Here is a 24184-nt window from a genome sequence, read left to right as displayed (position 1 = left end):
GGTTTCGTACCATACGGCGCAACGTTCCTAATGTTCATGGAATACGCGCGTAACGCTATGCGTATGGCTGCTCTGATGAAAACTCAGAACATCCAAGTTTACACGCATGACTCTATCGGTCTTGGCGAAGATGGTCCAACTCACCAACCAGTTGAGCAAATCGCTTCTCTACGTCTAACTCCAAACATGAGCACATGGCGCCCATGTGACCAAGTTGAGTCTGCTGTTGCTTGGAAACTAGCAATCGAGCGTAAAGATGGTCCTTCTGCACTTATCTTCTCTCGTCAAAACCTTGCACAACAAGATCGTGACGCTGAGCAAGTAGCAAACATCGCTAAGGGTGGTTACATCCTGAAAGATTGTGAAGGCAAGCCAGAGCTTATCCTTATCGCAACGGGTTCTGAAGTTGAGCTAGCGGTTAACGCTGCTGCTGAGCTAACGGCTGAAGGTAAGAAAGTACGCGTAGTTTCTATGCCTGCTACTGATGCGTTCGACAAACAAGACGCGCAGTACCGTGAGTCTGTACTTCCATCTGACGTAACGGCACGTATCGCTGTAGAAGCTGGCATCGCTGACTTCTGGTACAAGTACGTTGGTTTCGGTGGCAAGATCATCGGTATGACAACGTTCGGCGAGTCTGCACCTGCAGGTGAGCTATTCAAGATGTTCGGTTTCACTACTGAAAACGTAGTAAACACAGCGAAAGAGCTTCTAGCTTAATCTTGAATACATTGTCTCGCCCTTCAATGGGTTGATGCATACAGAAAGCCCCGCATGAAAATACGGGGCTTTTTTTGTCTTTTCTCTCATTCGGATTAAATCTAACGGCTATTTTTCTTCGAAACGCTTTGCCAGTTGGTAGAACTCATTGACTTGTTCTTTTAGCTCTGTGGAGTGGTCTTTCACAGAATGCGTTGCCACTAAGTTTTGTTCTGCGGTCGAGGCGATAGACTGCATATGCAGATTGACTTCACTCGACAGCTCACGTTGCTTATGAGCAGAACTTTCAACAGACTGCATGAGTTCATTCATGGATTGCATTAGGTTTTCGACTTCCGACAAGCGCTCTGCACTCACCTTCGCAACATCACCACATGCGTCCGTTTGCTCACGGTTCGCCAGAATATCTTTTTGCCACCCTTCAATCGTCGTTAGCATGGTATCGATGCTCTCTTTGATCTGAACCGTAGCCTTTGAGGTTCGACCCGACAATGCACGGACTTCGTCGGCAACAACGGCAAAGCCTCGTCCTTGCTCGCCCGCTCTCGCCGCTTCAATCGCAGCGTTCAGGGCCAACAAGTTGGTTTGTTCGGCGATTCCACCAATCTCTTCCATTATCTTGCTTACGCTCTGCGCTTGATCGCTCAGTTGGTAAGTCGTTTGAGTCGCCTTTTCAGCCTGAGAAGCTAGGCTCTCTAAGTTTTGATGAGTTTGATTAATGCTTTCTTTAGCGCCAGCACAGGTTTGCAAAGTCACATCAACAATCTGGTGCGCTTCTTCTGTGCGAGAAGAGACCTCATTGGCGGTGACTTCAACCTCTTCAGTCGCCTCTCGTACTTGAAGAATGTCTTTTGTTTGTTGATCTAAGGCTTCTGATACTTCAAATGACGTCGCATTTAGGTTGTCAGCCAAATCTTGTAACGGCTTGGCTGAGTCTGTCATGCGACCTAATACGGTGTGGATTCTTGCAGACAATAGTTTTAAGTGAAAATCGGCAATAGAGAACTGACTATTACCTGAATAAACAAGACGACTAACACTATCGAATTTAGATTGCAGCTTTTTCAACTGCAGTGGAGTATCAATCAGCTCTTGTCGGAAAAGCAGTGCTAATGCTGAAACAGGAAGTAGGCTCAACAACCATTGTGATACTTGCCCTACTTCAATGAGATTTGAAATTAACGGCGCAGCCAAAGAGCCTAGCAACACGGCGTAACGAACACTGTCACTGATCTTTAATGACCATTGGCGACCCGACTTTTCAGCCTTCAAGAGGCCTTGGTAAGCCTTATCTGCAACTTGTATCCATTCATTCTTTGGCTTAACACGAACAGATTGGTAGCCACTCACCTTACCATTGTCGTAAATTGGAGTTACATAAGCATCGACCCAGTAAAACCCACCAGATTTGGTTTTGTTTTTTACGATGCCACGCCAAGCTTTACCTTGCTTTAGGTTAACCCACATATCAGCAAAAGCGGCTTTCGGCATATCGTTATGCCTTACGATATTGTGGTGTTGCCCTAGCAATTCTTGTTGGCTGTATTCCGCTATGCGACAAAAAGCATCATTACTGTACGTAATCACGCCTTTTAAATCAGTGGTAGAGACAAGTTGTTCGTTTTCGCTGAGAAGCGTTTCACGAGATTGAGTAGATGAGCTGACAGTCATTATATTAACTTAGGTTAATTATTATTTTAGGCGAGGAATATATACAATTATTAAAGTTATGACAAAATGTGAACGTCACATTTTGTGTAAATGCCTGCTATTTATACAAATATTAGCTAAGTACCTCACAAAGCTAATAACTTCACTATCTTCTCACGCCAACAGTCACGACTCATCTAAGTTTACGGCAGTGGTAAATTTCACGGTTCTCATTGAGACAGAGGTATGGAATTTACGAATATTCAGATCTTTGCGTAGTACTCGCTCCACAAAGTCTTCGTAGGCTTGAATGTCTTTGACCGTCACAATCAGCATGAAATCAAAGCTGCCTGATATCTGATAGCACTGCGTGACCTCTTCTGCCTTTGAAATAGAATGGCGAAAGATTTGGTAAATATCCCCTCGATCACGCTCCATTTCCACGGACACAACCAAAGTCATCTTACTGCCGGTCAGTTCTGGATTAATGATGGACACACCACCGACAATCACGCCCTCTTCTCTCAGCCGTTTCACTCGCTTTAAGCAAGCAGGCGGTGACAACCCGACCAGCTCTGCTATTGTTAAATTTCACGTCATTTAAACACTGAAAGTTACTCTCAATACCCTAATTATTGATATTTTGAGTAAAAATAATTTGAGCATGGGTATTTACTAATGACTCAGTTATTACATGCGTATTTTAAAACACCGATAATAAAAAATCATCTTATTAGTTAGAACACAACGCCTTGTATAAAGCGCCCTCCAGAATAATAACCACGACCTAATCAATGTTATTAAACATCCAAACTATCAACTATTCATTCAACAAAACCCATTAAATAACTGACAATAGAATAAATAGCACTCCTTATTTTATATTAACTCTAAATGTTGAAACCGGAACGAATAATTAATTGTAATAATTATCCATTTGATTGGTAAAATTTATAAATATATTTTGTTACATAACCAAAACTAATGGCTTGATATAATAATGTCACACAAAACAATGGCTTTAATGGTTCTAATTTTTTCCTCACTGTCACAGGCTTCCACTATTGAGAACGACGAACTATTGCTTAAGTCATTGATAAAACAAGGTGTTATCTGTTCAGGCTTAACCTATGAGGAAAATCAAGAAGCTTTGCGTATCTATCTCAACGCTAAAAAAGTGAAGAGCACTCCGTTTGATTCAAAAAATAGAAAAGAGACAACCAATACAAAAGAGATAGAAGGTAAAAAACATACAACAAACACACGTCAGTTAAATAAGACACCACAAGAGTGTATTAGGCCAAACTCGGACAACAGATCCGAATAAGGCAAGTTGATACTGATATCGACATGGAAATATAAAAAGGAAATATAATGAAAATGATGAGAAGTACATTGTTGGCTTCAGCAATGCTTACTCTATTTAGCGTCAGTGGTTATGCAAAAACACCTATTGATTTAGGCGTAGTTAATGAAGACAAACTCATTGAAATGCTAGTTAGACAAGGCTTAGTCGACCAAGATGCAACCGATGTGGCAAAGCAGGATGCGCTTGACCGTTACTTGAATAATAAAATCAATTCCGGTTTCAAAGGCGATGCTCAATTCGGAAAAAAAGCACTTGAGCAACGCGCAAAAATACTCAAAGCCATAGAAAAAGGGTCTGGCGTTAAAAAAGCGAGTGTCTTTGCTTTAGAAGTCGGCACCAAGCGCACCGATAAAGTACTCGCTCTATTGGTCGATTTCCCTGATTTGAACTGGGATGACAACAAGTTGACCGAAGAGCACACGCAGATGCTCTACGAGAGCTACAGCCCTGAACATTATCAAGAGTTGTTGTTTTCAAATTCTGGCTACACAGGGCCAAATGGCGAAAACCTAATCTCGATGCGCCAATATTACCAAAGCGAATCAGGCGACAGTTACAGCGTTGCAGGTCAAGCGGCAGGTTGGTATCGCGCCTCTAAGCCTGCGTCATTCTATGGTGGCAACTCCCCTACCACCGACAACGACCTAAACGCCCAAGAACTGGTTCGTGAAGCGCTGAATCAACTGGCTCAAGATCCGAGTATCAACCTTGCCGATTACGACATCGAAGATCGTTACGATTACGACGGTGACGGAAATTTCCGCGAACCCGATGGTGTGATTGACCACCTGATGGTGTTTCATGCATCGGTAGGCGAAGAAGCCGGTGGTGGCGTGTTAGGCCCTGATGCGATTTGGTCTCACCGATTCAACCTTGGTCGCACTCATGTACTGGAAGGTACTTCTAGCTCGCTTCCAGATCGATTTGGTGGCCAATACGCGGCGTTCGATTACACCATTCAACCGATTGATGCGGCTGCAGGTGTTTGTGCCCACGAATATGGTCATGATTTAGGCTTACCAGACGAGTATGACACGCAATACACAGGCAGAGGCGAACCGGTTTCTTACTGGTCAATCATGTCTTCGGGCAGTTGGGCTGGTCAAATTGGTGGTACACAACCAACGGCATTCAGTTCTTGGGCAAAACACTTCCTACAGAAATCGATTGGCGGACGTTGGGTTAACGATGATCAGCTCTCGATTGATGACCTAGAAGACAATCCACAAGTGTATACGCTGTTCCAAACAACGGATAACAGTCGTCCTAACATGATCAAAGTGGATCTTCCTGAAAAGCAGATTGAAAGTCTGAAACCCTTTGAGGGCGAGTATTCATTCCACTCTCAAAAAGGCGATGATCTGAAAAACAGTATGACTCGCAAGTTGATGATCCCAGCGGGTGATTCTGCACTGCTGTCTTTCAAAACTTGGTATGAGATTGAAAAAGACTACGACTTTGCGCGCGTGCTAATCAACGGACAAGCCATTGCAGGAAACATTACCTCAATGGACGATCCATACAACACGGACCTCGTTCCTGCTATTGGCGGCGAATCTGGCGGATGGGTCGACGCTGAGTTCGACGTTTCACAATGGGCAGGCCAAGAAGTGGAACTGTCTTTTGAATACATCACCGATGGCGGCTTAGCAATGGAAGGCTTCTATTTAGATAACCTTGCTGTTGTTGTCGATGGTGAAGTGACCTCAATAGACGATGGTGAGAGCAACTCCACCTTCTCCCTTAATGGTTACAAGCTGAGTAATGGATTCCATCAAGCGCAGCACTACTATCTATTGCAATGGCGCAGCCACATGGATGTTGATGAAGGCCTAGCGAACATCAAACGCATGGGACAACTGATGTCATTCGACCCTGGCTTGATCATTTGGTACGTCGACGAATCACTCACCGACAACTGGGTAGGTAAACACCCTGGTGAAGGTTGGTTAGGCGTGGTCGATGCAGACCAAAATGCCATGGTGTGGGCAAACTCTGGTGAAGCGGCTCAAACACGCTACCAAGTTCGAGACGCAGCGTTTTCACTCAAAGATCATACTCCAATGCGTCTTGTAAACAGCGACAACGATGTACTCGAAGATACCAGTTTGGTTGGCAATGCTAGCTTCTCGGATGACCAAGATTACACATCGCCTCAAGCGCCTGATTCAGGACGCATCCTGACGGAGTTTGGTTTAGCGGTCGATATTGTGAATCAGAGTGATAACAACGAATACGGTGTGGTTCGCTTATCTAAAGTAAGCCAACACAACATCGTTCCTACTGCGAACTTCGAGCTTAATGTGACTGGTCTGACTGTTTCTGCAAACAACTTCAGCTCAGACCAAGACGGTGAGATCGCCCGTTACCTATGGGACTTTGGGAACGGCACAACAAGTAACGAAGTGGCACCAACTTGGTCTTACGAGCAAGCGGGCGAATACACGGTGAACTTGACTGTTGTCGACGACAAAGGCGCTACCGCTTCATTTAGCTCCGTAGTGAGTGTTGAATCTCCAAACGCCCTTCCAGAAGCGAGCGCGAAGTACATTCACTTGGGCCGCTGGGTAACCATGTGGTCTACAAGTTCAGACAGCGATGGTCGTATTGTTGATACCGAGTGGACACTTCCAAACGGAAAGGTGAAACGAGGTCGCACATTCACTTCTATCTTCCCTTCATACGGAAAGCACGAGGTGACTCTGAAGATAATCGATGACCAAGGTGGGATTACGACTAAGACAATTTTGGTCGACCTGTAGCTCATCTTGGGTCTTAGGTTTTAAACGATAGACCATCAAAATAAGTACGCGGCTCTATCACACGTACTTACAAGCAAGCTTAAGCACTGTTGTCTTCGAGCATGAGCCAAGACAGCAGTTTTAAGGAAACGTTATTATTTAAGCCGTAAGCAAAAGCCCTACCGATTTGGTAGGGCTTTTTATTGGTCGCAGTTCGAGATACTAGGGTTTTAATCACAGTAACGAATTTACTGAACCACTATTCGATGAGCCATTACACAGGCTGCTTTTGAATACGCGATTTACGAGCACTAAATGCAAACAGCAAGATAACAGCTAACACGAATGGTAATACGTAGATATTAAGGTTCTGCCACCCTGCTGTCGATTCTAGCCAGCCAGAGAGCATCGCTGTAATCGTCACACAGCCAAAGACAATAAATTCATTAAACGCTTGTGCCTTAGCTTTATTCTGCGATTGGTAGGACTGACTAAACAAACCTGTTGCCGCGATAAACATAAAGTTCCAACCGACACCAAGCACAACTAGAGCCGCTCTGAAGTGCCAGATAGATTCGCCATGAATGTTAATTGCGATACAGACGACGAACAGAACCCCGCCTGCCAAGATCATCATTCTTGAGCCAAACTTCTCGATAAGTGAACCAGTAAAAAATGCAGGAACAAACATCCCCAATACGTGCCACTCAATGACGCCCGCTGCTTTGGTAAAGTCAAAGCCACAACCAATCATTGCCAATGGCGTTGCTGTCATCAGGATATTCATCACCGCATAAGCGACCATGGCAGCAAACACTGCGCCAATAAAGTTAGGCGCTTTTACTATCACACTGAGAGGATCGGATTTAGGTGCCTGACTATTAAAAGAGACTTTTGGAAACTGAATTGTTTGTAAGATGAGTAACGCAAGAATGTTCAATCCAATCAAAGAAGCAAAAGCACCAATGTACAAGCCATCTTGCGACCACTGTTGCGACATAATCGCCAAATTTGGTCCTAATACCGCGGCTAAAACGCCACCAGCCATCGAGATAGAGATCGCTCGATGACGTGCATTTTCATCACACACCTCGATTGCAGCAAAACGATAAAGCGTGCCAAAACCTATGCCTATCCCAAGTAAGAACGTAGCGAAACAAAACAGATAGAAATTTTGCTGAGACAGTGCGTAGGTGGCAAGACTAGCTCCTGTAATGCCAACCACATTACCAATGCTAAATCCTCTCTTTCTCCCTAACTTGCCTGAAATTAAAGATGCAGGAATAGTGGCTGCCATTAGACCCAAAAACTGCAGTGCAACCGGCAAGGTGATCATGCTGACACTGGGTGCAATCTGCTTACCGATCAAACCAATCACAGAGATCAGTAATATGTTACCCGTCATCAACAAGGCCTGACACAGTGAGAGCAGCCAAACATTTCTATTCATCTTCGTTCCTAAATATGAGCACAGTTGGTCAATAGACCAAAAATTCAACAAAGTCGCAACACTTTGTTACTCATAGCAACTCTACAAAGCGACCAATAGACCAATATAAAGTGCTACCACCACATGACTTTGATTAGCGTTACTTAAGACGCTAGAGTTGAAATTATCATTACTTAAGATAATAATAATTTTCTGTTATTTATAGGCTTTAGTATTTGAAGGTGAGTATGATTAATCCACTTTGGCTCAATACGTTTAAGACTCTGGTTGAAGTTGGCCATTTCACCCAAACGGCAGAAAAGTTGTATATGACACAACCTGGAGTCAGCCAACACATCAAGAAGCTTGAACAAGCTTGTAATTGTGACCTGCTATCTCGAGAAAACAAGAGCTTCGAACTGACCGAACAGGGTCGGATTATGTATCGCTATGCGATCAAACTAGAGAAAGACCAAGAAGATCTTTTTGAGTCTCTGAGTTTTGATAACCCTTATGCTGGGCAATGTCACTTGTCTTGCTCTGGCTCACTCTCTTTGCGTCTGTATCCCAAGCTTCTTGAACTTCAACAGCAACACCAAGAGCTCAGCATTAACTTAGAAGCCGCTCCAAACAAAAAGATATTGAATGACCTAAGCGAAGGCACTACCGATATCGGCATTGTTAGGCATTCCCCGAACGACAGCTACTACCAAAGCCAAGTCATCGGCAAAGAAGCACTGTGTCTTATTGTTCACCACAGCCTTGCTGATTTAGAGATAACGCCGCAAGTATTGAATGACATTGGCCTGATTGCCCACCCAGATTCTGCACACTATCTGTCTTTGTATTTCGACCTTTGCGGAGATAAAGACTTAGCGAACATCAACGTTAATGAGATACCAAGATCTGGCTACATCAATCAGCTTCACCAGATCTTGCTACCCGTATCAAAAGGATTAGGTTTTACCGTGTTACCGGCTGGCGCGGTTGAACACTTCCCAGATAGAGACAAGCTACACGTTGTGCCGCCAAAGGTAGAAGTAGAGGAAACGCTGTATCTGGTTCAAAAACGAAACCGAAAACTGCCGCACCGATACGATACGGTTGTTGAGCTAATCAAACAGAACGTGAGTCGTTAGTTCGGTATAGATAGATTTAAAGCCTTTAGCTAGCTCGGTATTTCGCTATAAGAGCTAAAGGCTTTAATGTTGAAGTGATATTTATAAAAGACAACTACTCAGAAGCGCCAAGCCCCTCTTTTGCTCGTTCAAAGTCATAATTATCTAACGCACTTCGAACATCTTTGAGAACAACAGAATGTGGATACTGTGCCAGTAACTCAGTCACATATTGAGTTGCATCGTTATCATAAGCATCCAGCAGTGATAGCAACTGAGCATGCTGTTCTGACGTGATGCTCGGTGAATCAGAGGTATCAGCAAGACTCGCATCGGCTTCTTCAGTACTTGTCGTATTGAATCCCCCAACACCAGACACATCAAAGCTGATCTCAACTGCTTTAATCAGTTCGATTAACCCAAGTTCGCCTTGCTTAAGATCTGCTTCATCACACGCCTTGTTATGCGCTTTGCTTTCTAAATCACTGAGTAACTCTGCCAATCGCAATCCACCAATCGAAGCTGCCATGCTTTTTAAGGTATGTAGATTACGCTCTAACGTCGCCCATTCATCTTGCACTAGGTTGTCGAAGGTTTCCGACATAATGTCAGGCGCCCCTTGGCAGAATCTACCAAGCATCTTCTCTTGCAGTTTCGCATCATGATGAGTCAGTTGCTCAAACCTCGACTGAGAGAAAACAGGCTGCTCTGTTTGAGTATCGGAGTGTAATTCCGAACTATTATCAGAATCACTGGCCAGTATCGTATCTGAAGAGGTGTCTGATGGCGCTCGACCTTCAACTAAGACCTCAGGAACAATGTATCGAGTAATCAAAGACATCGCTTTATCAATAACAATAGGCTTATCCAAGAAGTCCGTGATGCCCGACGCCCTCGCTCGTTGTTTCGCATCATCAAAAACATTGGCTGACATTGCAATAATCGGTACATCTATATCGAATTCACGAATCAAACGGGTAGCTTCAAAGCCGTCCATAATCGGCATTTGAAGATCCATGAAGATTATTTCGTAGTCGTTGTTTTTAGCTAACTCCAGCGCTTCCTTTCCGTTTTCAGCAAGATCGGCATTTAATTTAGAGCGACTGAAAAATGCTAAGGCGAGATCTTGGTTCAGCTCATTGTCTTCAACCAATAACACTCTTTGCCCTTTGAACTCTATCTGATAATCCAGTTGCAACTCTTGAGCTTTGAAGTCGGCTAACGCATCCGAGCTTGAGCGTGGCAATGTCAGTACAAAGGAGAACTCACTGCCTTGCCCGTAAACACTCTCTACCGTAATTTGACTGCCCATCGCATGAACTAATTTCTGGCTAATGTTGAGCCCAAGCCCTGTACCGCCAAACCGACGTGTCGTTGTGGTATCCGCTTGGCTAAAGGCTTCAAACAGCTTGTGACGGTTCTCATCCGAAATGCCTATCCCGGTATCCATCACACTCACTCTCATGGTTAGGCTGCTGTCGTTCGAGTCAACATGCTCCACCGTTAATACTACGCTGCCTTGTTCCGTAAACTTAATCGCGTTGCCCACAAGGTTGAGTATGACTTGGAACAACCTCAATGGATCGCCTTGTAGTGGCGTGTCTAACTCTGGGTCGATGACCATAGACAAATTGAGTTGCTTCTCAGCCGCTTTCGATTCCATCAACTCAATCACATCTTTAAAAGTCGTTACGGGATCAAACGGGACGTTATCAATAACAAGTTGCCCAGCTTCTATCTTTGAAAAATCAAGGATGTCATTGATGATACCGAGTAACGAATGGCCAGAACGGTGCACTTTCTCAATATAATTTCGAGCGACAGGATTAGATATTTCGCCAATCGCCAGATAAGACAAGCCAATAATGGCGTTCATTGGGGTTCTTATCTCATGGCTCATATTGGCTAAGAATTCCGATTTAGCTTGGCTCGCCAAATCGGCTCTCTGTTTCTCTTCTTCCAATTGTTCGTTAAGGCGCTTCATTTCTGAAATATCGAATGCCCAAAATAGTGTGGCGACTTCACCATCAATCTCAAAAAGATAGTAACTGACCAAAGCAACAAATCGGGTTCCATCAGACTTTCTGAGTACTAACTCCCTATTTTCAACTTTACCGTTAAGGTCGAGCTCTTCATGCACGCCATCACGAACGCTCAGCGAGTCATGGATAGCGGCAACGTCGATAGAAGACAACGCCTGATCTTCCACGCCAAACAAACGTTTTGCCGTATCGTTCGCGTAACGAACCTCTTCTTCAAATACCACGCTGGCTGCAATTGGAGAGCTATTTAGCATGTTGTAGAGTTGGTTCTGCGCCTTTTCCAGAGCTTCGGTTGCTTCCTTAGCAATACTGATCTGCTTAGTTAATTTACGATTCCAGAAAATAATAAGAAGAAGGATCACCAGAGAGAACACCGAAATGGTGTAAACCAATTGATAATTAACTCTTTCTATCGCTTTTGGCGCCGCCCATTTTGCAGAGATCTTCTGGTGTTCTTCAGCTGAGATACTGCCTATCGCTTTGTTCACAATAGACAACAGCAAAGGTTCAGATTTGATGACATGCAGAGTTGGCGACAGGAAGAAGTCTAATCGACCGATGATGCCAATTCCTCGATAGCCAAATGAGTCGATTAAGTAATTTAAGACGTCAACGGTATCAATCATCGCATCAAACTCACCCGATTCGACGAGCTCTAATCCATCATTAGTCGATGACACCATCGACCAATTGATCTCAGGGTAACTATCCACAATAGCTTCTGTGTTGGCTCCCCCTTCTAAAATACCTATTTTCCAACCTGCAGCTTCTTCTAAGACAAGGCTGTTCACATCTCGTCTTGAGGCAATAGCCAAACGACTAGAAAATAACGGCTTACCCGCCTTCACGCCCTCGCCAAGCGAACGATTCTCCACAGCGGCCGACACAAGGTGCACTTTTCTATGGTCAACGAGTAGTCGAGTCTCCTGCCAACTGCCGACATCAACATGTTCCAAGCGTAAACCTGTTTTCTGCTCGATCAGCTTTAGGTAATCATCGATCATGCCGATGTATTCCCCTTTGCTCGATACGGCTTCATAAGGCAAAGAGTTAGGATCAATACCGATTTTCAATACTGGATGAGATTTTATCCACTGACGTTCATTTTGACTAAGATTAAGAAGTTCACCGGCTAAACTGTTCGATTGATAAACATCTGAAATATAACGTTTTGCACCATCTCCGAATGAATCAAACTGCTCAATGGCAGGGAAATAAACATAACTTCCTTCCACGGAATCCACATCGAAATAGAACGTCATAAACCCAGCATTGGTGCTGCCCGTCTGCGTTTTATAGCCAACGCCTTTCGTTACGGATGACAATTTAGAGGTGTTTTTCTTGTCCAATGATGGCGTTGATACATCTCCTAGGAACCAAGATTCAAGCGGTCGCTTATTATTATCAGCCAGTGCCGAAATAACCATGAAAGTATTATCTGCATCAAATATGTCAAAAATCTTAGGCAATTCGTCAAAGCGATCATTAACAATAAAGTACGCTGAGATTTGAGCAATAATATCGGCCTTCTTCAGAACCGGAGTCAGGTCGTTCTTAATTTGTCTTCTAAGAATTGGCTCAAACTCCCCGTCTTCCCTTTTCAGGTTTGCCAATGCGGCATTGAAGCGGTCTCTTAGCTCAGCCCCCCTGAAATCCACGTAGATGGGATAACTGACTTTATAATCTTCATGGATCTGAATCTCGCGCATTTCAATAAACCGGGTATTGGTGACAAACCAGGTTAATACGCGCCTTTCTACCATCAGGAGATCAACATTTTGAGCTCTCAGTTGGGAAAACGCCGACTCTAAGCTGTCGAGATCATCTATCCGATCAATGCTCAATTGGCTTTCCAACACTTCTACGGAGTTTTTAATCGGCGATGTTTCATCGAACAACAATGCACCTAAGGACAAATTTTTTGCCGACTTCAAATCCAGCTTACGCCTCTTTAATGACACTGGCACAAAATCAACATCCATCACCTTGTCACTGACAAAGTGCAATGAAGAGTCATCAAGTTGAACGCCAGAAACAAATGATATTGAGTTGTTGTTATCGATAGCTTGACGAGCTGCAGTACGAGGCAAAGTGACAACGTCACCCAATCGATACCCCATATCGTTCAATGCCCTTTGCATAATGTCATGCTCTAAGCCAACAGAAGTACTGTCTGGATACATGTAAGGCGGGTTGCCGAATCCAAATACACCTTTAATGGGAGAGCGATAAGGCGAGTCATCTAACCATTTAGATAAAATGCGGTTCTTTTTACTGATATCAAACGTTGCAATCTGTTGATTCAATAAGTTAAGCAGCTCATTGTCGTTTGAACGAATAACCATGGCTGCTTTGATGTTCTTCCAGCGATCAAGTACATGGTTGACCGCTAAATTCTCGACTCCGCTTTTATGAGCAAGATCCATGGTGGTTACAGGTTCAGCCAGTAAGCCATCAACCGACCCATCTTCTAATGCACGAATAGCATCAATGGCCGTATCGAATTCAACTCTCTCAATCGAACTAAGCTGCACGCCAGATCGCTTTAGGTCGATGCTTTCTCGAACCATGGCAATTCGCCTTTTGGCCTCTTGCTCTATTTTATTATTGAGATGATCTTCGGTAGGAAGAATGACGGCAATTTGGTACGAGATATAAGGAGCAGTTTGAAGGAAACGTCCTCCTTCGCTGGGATCAAACTGTTGAAACGGAAACACATCGCCTTTCCCGTCTAACAAAGCTTGCTTTGCTTCAGCATGAGAATCTACGCTGATGAAGTTGGTTTTTACGTTGAAACGCTCTTCAAGATCGTAAGCCCAATCTCGAATAATCCCGTCGACTTTTCCGTCATCACCAATAAATGAGTAAGGATAATGACTGGATAGTGTAACAAACGTGATTTCACGATCAGGATCTTGCCATAGGTTTGGTTGTTGATCCGGAGCAGCCTCAGCGTTAACGCTAGCGGCACGAACAACGAATACAACAAACAAAATTATGGCGATGACATAACGCTTACCCCACTTACCCCACATCTGCCAGAGGTCACTCATCTTTGAACTTCTCTTTAATCTCTAGAATCTCTGGCAATTTAATGAAAAACAGATCAACGATAGTCGGGTCAAAATGCTTACCTTTCTGCTCAGTGATTAAAGCCAAAGCATCTTCGACACTCCAAGCTTTTTTATAAGGGCGTTCTGCCGTTAGAGCATCAAACACATCAGCCACAGCAGCAATTCTGCCAACCAGTGGGATATCTTCCCCTGCCACTTGACTCGGGTAACCAGAGCCGTCCCATTTCTCATGGTGATACTGCGCCACTTGAATCGCCATGCGCATCAGTTTTGAATCACTTTGCTGCCCTAAAATCTCCACACCATACTCGACGTGCTTCTGCATGATCGCCCACTCTTCCGCATCGAGTTTTCCGGGCTTAAGCAACACGTTATCAGGGATACCTATCTTACCAATATCGTGCATTGGCGCCGCGTCACGGAGCGTTTCGGCATCTTCGTCAGTCATGCCCAACGCTTTGCCTAGCACCTCACAGTAGTGGCTCATGCGCTTAACGTGCATACCCGTTTCGTTGTCTTTAAATTCCGCTGCTCTCCCTAAGATATTGAGCGTCTCAAGTTTACCTAGGTTGATCTCGACGGTTTTGTCTTTCACTTGATGGAACAGCGCTCGTTGTTGGTCATACAACGCGATGTGGGTTTTGACACGCTGGAGCGCGATTTCAGGCGTAATTGGTTTCGTTAGGTAATCGACAGCACCTAAAGACAAGCCTTTCACTTCGGCTTCTGGACCAATTGTGGCGGTCACGAAAATGATAGGAATGTGAGCCGTATTCGGCTGAGCTTTAAGTTGGCGGCACACCTCGTAACCATCGATGTCAGGCATCATGATATCAAGGAGGATAAGGTCTGGCTGCGGCACCATCTTCGCGATCTTGATACCAATTGTGCCGTTAATCGCTACTTTCACTTGATAAGTATCTTTGAGTATTGCAGTTAACACATCCAAGTTACTTGGGGTGTCATCCACGACTAACACTATGGGTTTCCGACTCATTGATACCTCGTATACAAATCAAACAGTTATAACCATAGTGTAGAACGGTTTTCAGAGGTTAAGCAGAAAAAAAGCAATTGATTTTCAAAAATGAAGAGTAGATCTGTGAGTGACTTCAAACTGGCGTTATTAGAAGTACGACCAGTCAATATTACGTCAGTTAAGTTATTATTATACAAGGGAAATTACCTTTTCATTGCAACATTTCACTAACAACACAGATACTATCCGAAAACAAAAAGAGCTCCTCATATGGGAGCTCTTTTCGTTCAACGGCTAGAAAGCAAAACAACCGAGTTATTCAGTAATCTAACGACCAGAATAATACATACAGATTCGAACACCATCGAACTCACGAATCTCAAATGGGATCTCGTAGATAGACTCCATCACCGATTTTTCAACCACTTCCGAAACCTTACCCGACTTAACCACTTTACCTTTCTTCATCGCGACAATGTTATCCGAGTAGCAAGAAGCGAAGTTGATGTCGTGAATCACGATAACGACCGCTTTATTGAACTCATGCGCCAAACGACGCAACGTCTGCATGATTTCAACCGAGTGTTTAATATCAAGGTTATTCAGAGGCTCATCTAAGAACACATAATCCGTATCTTGCGACACAACCATCGCGATAAACGCCATTTGACGCTGACCGCCACTCAACTCATCAAGGTATTTATTTTGGATGTCAGTAATGCCAAGGTGTTCTAGTGCTGTATCGACGATCTTATGATCTTCGTCTTTCAAGCGACCTTGGGAATGCGGAAAACGCCCAAAACAGACCAACTCACGAATCGTAAATCGCATATTGATGTTGTTTGATTGTCTTAACACGGCAAGGTGCTTCGCTAACTCTTTGGTATCCCACTCAGCCAGTAACTTATCGCCAATAACCACTTCACCCGCGTCACTGTCTGTTAAGCGACTCGCCATTGAAAGCAGCGTACTTTTACCCGCACCATTTGGGCCAATGATAGAAGTTACTTCGCCTTTCGGGAACATGGCACTGGCATCATCCACCACAAGTGTCTTGCCATACTTCTTACTTAAACCTGTTAATTTAATCACTACTTACTACCTTTACTGAATTCTGGTGCGTAACAACAAGAACATAAAATACAAACCGCCGACCAAGTTAATGATCACACTCACTGTGGTTTCAAACGCCATCACTTTTTCGATAAACCATTGGCCAGAAACAAGTAGCACCACCGCTAATAAACTGCTGGCAATGATAAGCACACGATGCTGATAAGAGCTGAACATCTGACGAGCCAAGCTCACGGTGATCAAGCCAAAGAAAAGTACTGGGCCAACCAAAGCAGTAGACACAGCCACCATCACTGACACAATCACCAAGATAATCTGAGTCAGTCGCTTGGTGTTCACGCCTAAGCTTGTCGCGTTATCGACGCCAAGCCAAAGTACATCGAGCTTGGGCGCAAACAACCATAGTCCAAGCAAGCTCAAACCCAGTGGAATAAGACTGAGATAAGCCAGCTCACCTTTCACATTATTGAAACTTGCGAACATCACATTCTGCAGCACCGCGAACTCGTTCGGGTCAATCAACATCGCTAAGAAGCTAGACAGACTCGAGAATACGCTGCCACACACAATACCAATCAACAGCAGTGTAAATACGTTGTTTCGCTTGCTCTTAAAGTAGAAGTGGAACAGGGCAAATGAGAACAAGATCATCACAGTCACAGACAACGAAAAGTTAGCGATGGAATCAATCACCCAGAAACTGGTACTGCCAAATACAAACAGAAGCACCGTTTGAACCAGCATGTACAAACTGTCAAAACCCAAGATGGATGGGGTTAAAATTCGATTGTTAGTAATGGTTTGAAAAACCAATGACGATGCAGAAATCGCTACCGCCGCCAACACAATCGACAACAGTTTTGGTAATCGCAGAGACAAGAAGAACTCGTAGTTATCCCACGTCAGCCCCTGCCCGATGAATAGCGCTGTCATACCCAAAGACGCGATAGCCAGAATCGCAATTTTTACTGAATCACGCATTCGACTTGTCTCTCATGATTAGGTAAATAAAAATCATGCCACCAAAGATGCTGATTACCATCGAGATTGGAATCTCATAAGGGAAGATGACGATTCGAGCTAGCAGGTCACAAGCCAACACCAAGATCACCCCCCAGTAGGCAGTCCAAGGCAGAATCTTCTTCATGTTATCGCCCATCATCAGCGACACGATATTCGGCACGATAAGGCCAAGGAATGGGATAACACCAACGATCATCACCACAGAGGAGGCACTGATAGCCACTAACGCAACACCAATGAAGACGATCTTCTGATAATTCAAACCGATGTTTTTCGCGAAGCTCTCACCGATACTCGCCGCACTGAACTGGCTCGCGAAATAGTAAGCCAATACACAAGCAGGCACCGCGAGATAAAGGATTTCATAGCTGCCCTGCAACACGCTCGCAAAGTTCGCCATAGTCCATGCCGACATGGTTTGTACTAAGTCGTACTTATAAGCAATAAAGGTTGTTAGAGACGAAACAACGTTGCCATACATAATGCCAATCAAAGGCACCAATACCGCGTTCTTAAACTTGAGGTGTTGTAGGAAGCGAACCAATAGCATGGTGCCAAACACTGCAAACGCGAAGATAAAGCCTAAGTAGCTCCATTGCGCAGCATTGCCTAGCACTAGAATGCCGACAATGTAACCCAACATCGCACAGTCAATGGTGCCCATCGTCGAAGGCGCGGCAAACTTGTTCTGTACGATTTGCTGCATGATCAAGCCAGAAACACTCAATCCCGCTCCGGCAAGCACGATCGCGAGTAGTCGAGGAATCCGACTAACAATATAAATAGAATTGGCGTGTTGGTTGCCATTGAAGAAGTCACTAAAACTGATTTCAGCGACTCCAATCATCAATGACGCAACGCATAACACAACAAGAAATACAGCAGCTGCAATGGGTTTCAACATAGGAATAATACTAAAGATAGGTCTCGGGTAGCCCGTATAAAAAAGTGAAAAAGGGCTTATAAGAACACTCTTATAAGCCCGAAAATCTGATGGTTAGTAACTATTGAATCGTACGTTCAATGTCACTAAGCATTCTATGAATCGCTGTCACACCGCCACCCGCCAAATACCAAGCACTTGAATCAAGGTAAACGATATTGCCGTGCTGCGCTGCAGGTGTTGCCGCAACCAGTGGGTTATCAAACAGTTGTTGTGCGCGTCCTTCTGATTTACCAATCGCTTTTTCGCGGTCAAGCACGTAAAGCACTTCAGGTTTTGCATCAGCTATGTATTCAAAAGAGATTAGGTTGCCGTGTGTTCCTTTAATCGGAGCCACGGTTGCACTCTTTGATTCCACGAAACCAAAGTCATCAAAGATGATAGAGAAACGGCTGCCTTTGTTGAACATCGCAATGTTGTTGCCGTTGTTCATTAGCATCATTGCTGAAGTTTCGTCAGACGCGACTTTGTCGTTTACCGCCGTGATAGACGCTTGAGTCTCTTTAATGATCGCTTCTACTTCAGCTTGCTTACCAAAGATGTCGCCTAGCACACGCCAGTTTTGCTGAGCATCAGCCCAGTACTTGTCGCCTTCAATAGAAAACATGACAGTAGGAGCAATTTGTGCCAGTTTGTCGTAAACCTTAAGCATGCGGTTTTCCGCGATGATGATGTCAGGCTTCAACATGTAGATAGCTTCAAAATCAGGTTCGCTTAAAGAGCCTGTATTTGCCGTCGTATCTTTGTACGAAGCTAGGTAATCAGGCAGCAAGCTATGAGGCGCGCCAACTGGCTGTACACCAATTTTATCGAGCACGTCTAAGCTACCGTGGCCTAGAACCACCACTCGCTGTGGTACTTCAGTAAACTGCGCTGTGCCTTTCACATGCTCAATGGTGACGGTTTCCGCATGCGCGGTCATCATGAATGATGATGCTAGAACGATGGCAAGCCCGCTCAATAACTGGCGAACTGAATTGATTGTTTTCTTCATGTTTCTTCCTTTGCCATTGATACAAACCACCACTCATGACAATGAAAGTCACATTACTCATAGACGAGCATGGGGCGTACACAACTGCTAAATAACGATAATTTAAAGTCTGTCATTGGATTGACAACAAACTTGTAACGCAAGTGAGAACTATTATCAATTATATTTGCACTAAATTGGCGATACAACAACTTTATTATTCAGAAATGTAAAAGTGATTATTCATATTTTGCGTAGTCAGGAGAGGTATTAGGAATCAGAAATATCAAAAAGACGCGAAGAGGAAAATACTCATCAACCTGAAGAAAAAAACAGATGGGGAAAGCACCCAAAAACCCTGTAATTACAACGCTGAACCCCAAAATCATGGATTGTAATTTACAATGTAAAGATCATATACAACAGAGACTTAATCATCACCAAGTTAGCTGATCAATTAAACCCACTAATGACAACGAATACGAACAGCTGAAAAGCCAAGACTCAGTCAGATATCATGGTCAAATCCCTGACCTTCGCTCATTTAACCTTCAGTAACCGGTGGTAAATCACCCAAAAATATTTTTGAATTTAATTGAAAATAGGGTTGTAATTTTGAAAACTAGGCGTATAGTTCGCCACCTGGCTCTAATCTATAGAGCTGTTAATGCTAAAGTAAGTCCAAGTTCCACATAGACAGTTCTCGATTCCCTCGTTACACCATCTCTGCGTCAGCTTTCACCCAGATAGTCATTCAATAGCTTTTAAATTCGATCCTACTACCGATCTATCGTCATTTGCTCTTTTGTCAGCGAAGTCAGAATAGATCGAGCACTTAAATACAAATGTAATAAACACAAGGCACAGTTATGTCACGCAGAACAACACGACAAACCCATTGGTACCAACTATCACGCGAAAAAACAGTCAATAAACTAAAAGGTAATAAATGCTCAAGATTAAAATAGATTTACACAAAGAAGAGATTTCATGGGTCACCGAGATTCGACAGCTCAATAGCGATATACTCCACCGCCACATATTGCCCAAGCTACAACATCACAGCTATCTCATCGACTTTGAATTTAATGAACGAGAAAGCATCGGAACTATCGTTTCAGGCAACGGAAACACCCTAGGACATTTCACACTCCTATAGCATTTCCCAAAGGCTACAAAAGAAACACCATCTAGTCCCAAAGATGTAAAAGATGTCACCCTCAATTCGCTCTAGCAGAACAAAATAGAGTAGAAGTAAAACAGATCTGAAACCTAGCCCTTTTTGCATTTCACACGCGGCTAACGCTAGCTAGGTTATCGTACTTCTATTGAAACCAACTTATATCAAACTCTGAATCACCATTGAGTCATTATCAGTGCATTCATGGACTAATAAGTTAACGGCATCGACCTTAACTTCTGATCAAGAGTATATAAGTGTTCTGCAGCTTGCATGTGTTGAGGGTAATCACTGAACTTCTCACGATTCTCCTCATTCATCTTACATGTCTCATCCACCAGCATTAACTTCCAATACAGCTTCGTTGTATGCAACATCGCCAGTAACGGTTTGAACACCTCTTTCTCATAAGCTTGAATCAACTCTTCAATCAACTCGTCACGTTCGTCTTCGCTTGCGATTGAACCTTCGGTTGCCGACAACACTTTTTGATACTTCAGATTTTGTTGCAGCTTATCCATAACCGTTTGGTTATCTTCCGCTAAGTCAACAAGCTTCGACTTAATGATATTTACCCAATTCGCTTGGCTCAGTACTGTGTCATCAACGCTGGTAAAGTCTTCTCGTATTTGTCGTTCAACATCTTTTTGAGCTTTCTTTAAAACCGCACGCACCTTTTGGAAAGGCAGCTGATACTCCTTACTTAGCTCGATAATCAGTTTATGAAAACCACCATTTGGAAGGTGTAAGTTTTCTTTAAACGTCGCCATTGCAGCTTCTTGCTGTTCGGTAAGGTGAGTCATTCTGTTTCCTATTCTTTATCACTTATGGTGCTGAGCCCGCGATCATACCATTATTACCCTCGTTTTTTCGGTAACTTGATCAGTTACACCTCGCTATGCCGTTAAATTCTCTCAGCCCTTTCTCTTTTGGCTAGTTATTAACCCACTTGGCATAAAATGGTAAATCTCTATCGGCGAAAGTTCGTACATTACGCGCTCAGGGGATATCGCCAGACAGGAGTCGTTACTTACATATGAAAGACAAGCGCGAGAAATGAGAAAACAGATGACCTATTCAGAATACAAAGAATCCGATTTGCATAAGTGCGTGAGCATTGGTTCAGAAGCAATGGTATCCATTGCCAAGTTTGCCTTTAAAGCCACTACCCTTTTATTTCGATTTTTCCGCTGGCTTGTCGTATCGGCTTATACCTACGTGATGAAGTAATTCTATATGGGAGTCGTTGTTTTCATTACGACTTATCTAAATACCCCAAAGCGCGCCCTATTAGGTCGCGCTTTTTTGTGCCCAGTTTTATACCTAGCTTGATGCCAAAAGTCCGAGTGCATTTTATATCGTCAGTGGCGCTAAATGGTAAAACTGACCATCGAATAAAAACCATACTACACCTGTTCCAACGAAACAGACTTCTAACTTATACAGGTACTAAAATGAAAAAGATTGCACTTAAAATTGTAGGACTAACGGTTTTGGCTTCTGCGCTAACTGGTTGTATCGGCAGCAACGCCGTAACAGGGAAAGTGATGAAATTTAACGTTGAAGTTGTCGATAACCGCTATGCCCGTGCAGGTGTAAACTTCTTATTAGCGCCTGTATACGGTATTACTACCGCAGCAGACTATGTGGTATTCAACTCACTTGAATTCTGGACAGGTAAAAACCCTATCAGCGGTTCACCACACGTATTTGATACAAAAACAGACACGCACTTCAAAGTGAACGATGAGCTGGACCCAAGCCTGAAAGAAGCCCCTGTCGGCCCAATTTCTAACAATCGCACCATTGAAACGGGTGAGATGATTAAGATCGACGAAAACACGATTCAAATGGACATCGTCTATACATCTGGTGAAACAGCGACTCTAACGGGCATCAAAGACGGTCAAAACGTTACCTATTACATGGATGGTCAGCTTGTATCGCAAACAACTATCGCTGAATTAGAGAAGGTTCAAGGCACTGAAGCTTAAGGTTCATCGCCCACACAGAGTTCAAACTTAAAGAGACTTTTGAGCTCATAAAATAGAACAAGCCCGGCGATTGCCGGGCTTGTTTGTATGTGCTCTATTATTTGTAAATGCTCTATTGGGACTGAGACTGTGCAAGTCGAATGCTCACCAAACTCGCCACCATGATAGCTAAGTAAAAGCTGCCGATAATGGATTCCATAAACACAAAGAATTGAGCAATAGGCAGAGCTGGTGATATGTCGCCGTAACCAACCGTAGTCAAGGTGATAAAGCTAAAGTACATCGCATTAAACAAGTTCGTCAGCCAGACTTGCTCTTCTAACCCGTTAAAGGCATTAGGAAAGATCTCTAAAATTAACAAGTAGATGGTCGACCAAGCAAACCCTAGCAACAAGTAAATACAGATGGAGCCGATGATGTGATTGGGTGTCACCGTTTTGGCTTTCATCACCTGCTTCAACGCCGAGTAAATGTGTGAAAACAAGAACACAGCCAACGCCGATAGCGTCACTATCGACAGGTTATAGCCTTCCAAAAATGAAAACACGCCAGACACGAGCGCCGTAATCAATAACAGCCCATACCAAGAGCGATACAAGGCTCGCTCTTTATGAATACCGGCAATTGAACTCGCCAACGTAATAATGATAAGAAATAGGATTGTTTTCTGGCCTTGCGGATAAAACTGCTGCATCACCGCGCAGCCAAAAAACAACACCAACAGTGCATAGAATAAGAAGTAGAAGTTGTCGTCTTTAGAGACTGGCTTCATCTATTTTCCCTCGACCTCTGCAGGTTTTTTCTCAGTTTCTTGTTGGTTTTTCTCTTCAAGTCCAAGCCACGCCATCATCAGCTCATAGCTTAAACTCAGTATCACAGCACCGACAAACAGACCGACGATGCCTGACATCGCCATTCCGCCCAGTGCACCCAATAGAATTACCAACATTGGAATGTGAGAGCCACGGCTCAGCAATACTGGCTTTAAGATAGCGTCACTGCCGCTCACCAAAATACACCACACTAAGAACAAGCTCGCCGCCAGTGTCGATTCAACGCTGAACATGTAGATGATCGCCGGCAATAGAGCGAGAATCGGTGGAAGTTGGATTATCGCAATGAGCAGCACAGCTAGCGCCCAAAACGCAGCTGCTGGAACGCCTGCAATCACCAAACCGATTGCCGACATCATGGATTGAATCACAGCCACACCAATCACACCTTGCACAACGCTTCGCACGGTCGATTTAGAGAGCTCTACCAACTCTTCACCTTTACCGCCCGTTAAACGCGCCACTAAGTGAGTCACGCCGGTTTTGCATTTATCGGCATTACTCATGAATGCACCCGCAATGATGGTAGAGATGATGAACTGAATAAAGCCGCCACCTAACGAGCCAAGAACAGAAGCCGCTTTCGTCGCAAACTGTTTAAGTTCATCCGCATACTTTATGAAAGTGCCTTCAATATTGTTGGAGGCGGCAACCAAGGTTGAATAAACCTTCTCACCTATGAATGGAATATCTTGTAAGGACTCTTTCGGTTTAGGCAATGACAATGTGCCATCTTGAAGCCCTTTCATCAGGTCAGTCGCGCTGGTGTAGATACCAGAAGAAAGCGCCGCCAAAGGAATAAATAGAAGAATCACACCAATAAAGCTCAGCAATGCACTGGCTTTACCTTTCGACATCCCGGTTTTATTTGAAATTGCGACCGCCACTGGATACAACGCAGTCGCAATGATCGCACCCCATATCACCAGAAGAATGAATGGGCGCAAAATCGAAAAACACCAATACACGAGCATGGCAATCGCTGCGATCTTGATGGCAGCGTCTATCGCCTGTTTTGAAAAATCATCGGTTAACTTCATGA

The 24184-nt window shown here is 43.9% G+C and carries 18 protein-coding genes and 1 pseudogene; 7 read left to right on the top strand and 12 right to left on the bottom strand.

Annotated features, from left to right (window positions below):
• Positions 1-720 (top strand): transketolase-like TK C-terminal-containing protein (locus A136_RS02930; RefSeq protein WP_017064426.1); only part of this gene is annotated, 720 nt, incomplete at its 5' end.
• 108 nt (positions 721-828) lie between these two features.
• On the opposite strand, the gene A136_RS02925 is transcribed toward A136_RS02930, so the two are convergent.
• Both A136_RS02925 and A136_RS02920 read right to left on the bottom strand, forming a co-directional pair.
• Positions 829-2391, bottom strand: a complete 1563-nt coding sequence (locus tag A136_RS02925; protein ID WP_017064425.1) for a methyl-accepting chemotaxis protein — start codon at positions 2389-2391, stop codon at positions 829-831.
• 165 nt (positions 2392-2556) lie between these two features.
• Positions 2557-2961 (bottom strand): annotated as a pseudogene (locus A136_RS02920) (Lrp/AsnC family transcriptional regulator); the annotation flags it as partial.
• Between the two features lie 409 nt (positions 2962-3370).
• Between A136_RS02920 and A136_RS02915 the strand changes: the two are divergent.
• Positions 3371-3697: a hypothetical protein gene (locus A136_RS02915; protein ID WP_017064423.1), complete on the top strand. Its 327-nt coding sequence runs from the start codon at positions 3371-3373 to the stop codon at positions 3695-3697.
• 47 nt (positions 3698-3744) lie between these two features.
• On the top strand, positions 3745-6501 hold the full coding sequence (locus A136_RS02910; RefSeq protein ID WP_017064422.1) for an immune inhibitor A domain-containing protein: 2757 nt from the start codon (positions 3745-3747) through the stop codon (positions 6499-6501).
• 253 nt (positions 6502-6754) lie between these two features.
• On the opposite strand, the gene A136_RS02905 is transcribed toward A136_RS02910, so the two are convergent.
• Entirely contained in the window at positions 6755-7930 is a 1176-nt protein-coding gene (locus tag A136_RS02905) for an MFS transporter (RefSeq protein ID WP_017064421.1), read from the bottom strand.
• A 227-nt stretch (positions 7931-8157) separates the two neighbouring features.
• Between A136_RS02905 and A136_RS02900 the strand changes: the two genes are divergently transcribed.
• Positions 8158-9048, top strand: coding sequence for a LysR family transcriptional regulator (locus tag A136_RS02900; RefSeq protein ID WP_017061891.1), 891 nt, complete (start codon positions 8158-8160; stop codon positions 9046-9048).
• 94 nt (positions 9049-9142) lie between these two features.
• Here A136_RS02900 and A136_RS02895 read toward each other — a convergent pair whose 3' ends face one another.
• The 6 genes from A136_RS02895 to A136_RS02870 all read right to left on the bottom strand — a co-directional run bounded on the left by A136_RS02895 (position 9143) and on the right by A136_RS02870 (position 19156).
• Positions 9143-14122: an ATP-binding protein gene (locus A136_RS02895; protein WP_017064420.1), complete on the bottom strand. Its 4980-nt coding sequence runs from the start codon at positions 14120-14122 to the stop codon at positions 9143-9145.
• The gene (locus A136_RS02890; protein WP_029235213.1) at positions 14115-15140 is read right to left on the bottom strand and encodes an HD-GYP domain-containing protein; all 1026 of its coding nucleotides are present in this window, start codon (positions 15138-15140) and stop codon (positions 14115-14117) included. The genes A136_RS02895 and A136_RS02890 overlap by 8 nt, the downstream gene beginning before the upstream one ends.
• Before the next feature lie 309 nt (positions 15141-15449).
• On the bottom strand, positions 15450-16214 hold the full coding sequence (locus A136_RS02885; RefSeq protein WP_017064418.1) for an iron ABC transporter ATP-binding protein: 765 nt from the start codon (positions 16212-16214) through the stop codon (positions 15450-15452).
• A 12-nt stretch (positions 16215-16226) separates the two neighbouring features.
• Positions 16227-17177, bottom strand: a complete 951-nt coding sequence (locus A136_RS02880; RefSeq protein ID WP_017064417.1) for an iron chelate uptake ABC transporter family permease subunit — start codon at positions 17175-17177, stop codon at positions 16227-16229.
• A complete protein-coding gene (locus A136_RS02875) occupies positions 17170-18123 on the bottom strand; it encodes an ABC transporter permease (protein ID WP_017061896.1) in 954 nt (317 codons plus the stop codon). The genes A136_RS02880 and A136_RS02875 overlap by 8 nt, the downstream gene beginning before the upstream one ends.
• A 100-nt stretch (positions 18124-18223) precedes the next feature.
• Positions 18224-19156: a siderophore ABC transporter substrate-binding protein gene (locus A136_RS02870; RefSeq protein ID WP_017061897.1), complete on the bottom strand. Its 933-nt coding sequence runs from the start codon at positions 19154-19156 to the stop codon at positions 18224-18226.
• A 928-nt stretch (positions 19157-20084) separates the two neighbouring features.
• On the opposite strand from A136_RS02870, the gene A136_RS02865 reads away from it, so the two are divergent.
• Positions 20085-20294 carry a hypothetical protein gene (locus tag A136_RS02865; RefSeq protein WP_004731601.1) on the top strand — a complete coding sequence of 70 codons (210 nt, stop codon included), beginning with the start codon at positions 20085-20087 and terminating at the stop codon, positions 20292-20294.
• A 230-nt stretch (positions 20295-20524) separates the two neighbouring features.
• On the opposite strand, the gene A136_RS02860 is transcribed toward A136_RS02865, so the two are convergent.
• Entirely contained in the window at positions 20525-21118 is a 594-nt protein-coding gene (locus A136_RS02860; RefSeq protein ID WP_017064416.1) for a hypothetical protein, read from the bottom strand.
• A 265-nt stretch (positions 21119-21383) separates the two neighbouring features.
• On the opposite strand from A136_RS02860, the gene A136_RS22920 reads away from it, so the two are divergent.
• Both A136_RS22920 and A136_RS02855 read left to right on the top strand, forming a co-directional pair.
• Positions 21384-21545, top strand: a complete 162-nt coding sequence (locus A136_RS22920) for a hypothetical protein (protein ID WP_170962358.1) — start codon at positions 21384-21386, stop codon at positions 21543-21545.
• A gap of 224 nt (positions 21546-21769) precedes the next feature.
• A complete protein-coding gene (locus A136_RS02855; protein ID WP_017064415.1) occupies positions 21770-22309 on the top strand; it encodes a DUF3332 domain-containing protein in 540 nt (179 codons plus the stop codon).
• A 112-nt stretch (positions 22310-22421) separates the two neighbouring features.
• Here A136_RS02855 and A136_RS02850 read toward each other — a convergent pair whose 3' ends face one another.
• Both A136_RS02850 and A136_RS02845 read right to left on the bottom strand, forming a co-directional pair.
• A complete protein-coding gene (locus A136_RS02850; protein ID WP_017064414.1) occupies positions 22422-23081 on the bottom strand; it encodes a potassium channel family protein in 660 nt (219 codons plus the stop codon).
• Complete coding sequence (locus A136_RS02845) at positions 23082-24182, bottom strand: AI-2E family transporter (RefSeq protein WP_017064413.1); 1101 nt, start codon at positions 24180-24182, stop codon at positions 23082-23084.
• Positions 24183-24184 lie beyond the last annotated feature (2 nt).

This window comes from Vibrio crassostreae 9ZC13, assembly GCF_000272045.2.
GTDB classification, from domain to species: Bacteria; Pseudomonadota; Gammaproteobacteria; order Enterobacterales; family Vibrionaceae; genus Vibrio; species Vibrio crassostreae_C.
This window is presented reverse-complemented; position numbering and strand designations above follow the sequence as displayed.

Excerpts from the sequence above, each read along its gene's own strand:
- A136_RS02860 (WP_017064416.1), bottom strand. The coding sequence starts at position 21,118 with ATGACTCACCTTACCGAACAGCAAGAAGCTGCAATGGCGACGTTTAAA.
- A136_RS02890 (WP_029235213.1), bottom strand. The coding sequence starts at position 15,140 with ATGAGTCGGAAACCCATAGTGTTAGTCGTGGATGACACCCCAAGTAAC.
- A136_RS02850 (WP_017064414.1), bottom strand. The coding sequence starts at position 23,081 with ATGAAGCCAGTCTCTAAAGACGACAACTTCTACTTCTTATTCTATGCA.
- A136_RS02855 (WP_017064415.1), top strand. The coding sequence starts at position 21,770 with ATGAAAAAGATTGCACTTAAAATTGTAGGACTAACGGTTTTGGCTTCT.
- A136_RS02875 (WP_017061896.1), bottom strand. The coding sequence starts at position 18,123 with ATGTTGAAACCCATTGCAGCTGCTGTATTTCTTGTTGTGTTATGCGTT.
- A136_RS02915 (WP_017064423.1), top strand. The coding sequence starts at position 3,371 with ATGTCACACAAAACAATGGCTTTAATGGTTCTAATTTTTTCCTCACTG.
- A136_RS02870 (WP_017061897.1), bottom strand. The coding sequence starts at position 19,156 with ATGAAGAAAACAATCAATTCAGTTCGCCAGTTATTGAGCGGGCTTGCC.
- A136_RS02910 (WP_017064422.1), top strand. The coding sequence starts at position 3,745 with ATGAAAATGATGAGAAGTACATTGTTGGCTTCAGCAATGCTTACTCTA.
- A136_RS02895 (WP_017064420.1), bottom strand. The coding sequence starts at position 14,122 with ATGAGTGACCTCTGGCAGATGTGGGGTAAGTGGGGTAAGCGTTATGTC.
- A136_RS02880 (WP_017064417.1), bottom strand. The coding sequence starts at position 17,177 with ATGCGTGATTCAGTAAAAATTGCGATTCTGGCTATCGCGTCTTTGGGT.
- A136_RS02905 (WP_017064421.1), bottom strand. The coding sequence starts at position 7,930 with ATGAATAGAAATGTTTGGCTGCTCTCACTGTGTCAGGCCTTGTTGATG.
- A136_RS02900 (WP_017061891.1), top strand. The coding sequence starts at position 8,158 with ATGATTAATCCACTTTGGCTCAATACGTTTAAGACTCTGGTTGAAGTT.
- A136_RS22920 (WP_170962358.1), top strand. The coding sequence starts at position 21,384 with ATGACCTATTCAGAATACAAAGAATCCGATTTGCATAAGTGCGTGAGC.
- A136_RS02925 (WP_017064425.1), bottom strand. The coding sequence starts at position 2,391 with ATGACTGTCAGCTCATCTACTCAATCTCGTGAAACGCTTCTCAGCGAA.
- A136_RS02865 (WP_004731601.1), top strand. The coding sequence starts at position 20,085 with ATGCTCAAGATTAAAATAGATTTACACAAAGAAGAGATTTCATGGGTC.
- A136_RS02845 (WP_017064413.1), bottom strand. The coding sequence starts at position 24,182 with ATGAAGTTAACCGATGATTTTTCAAAACAGGCGATAGACGCTGCCATC.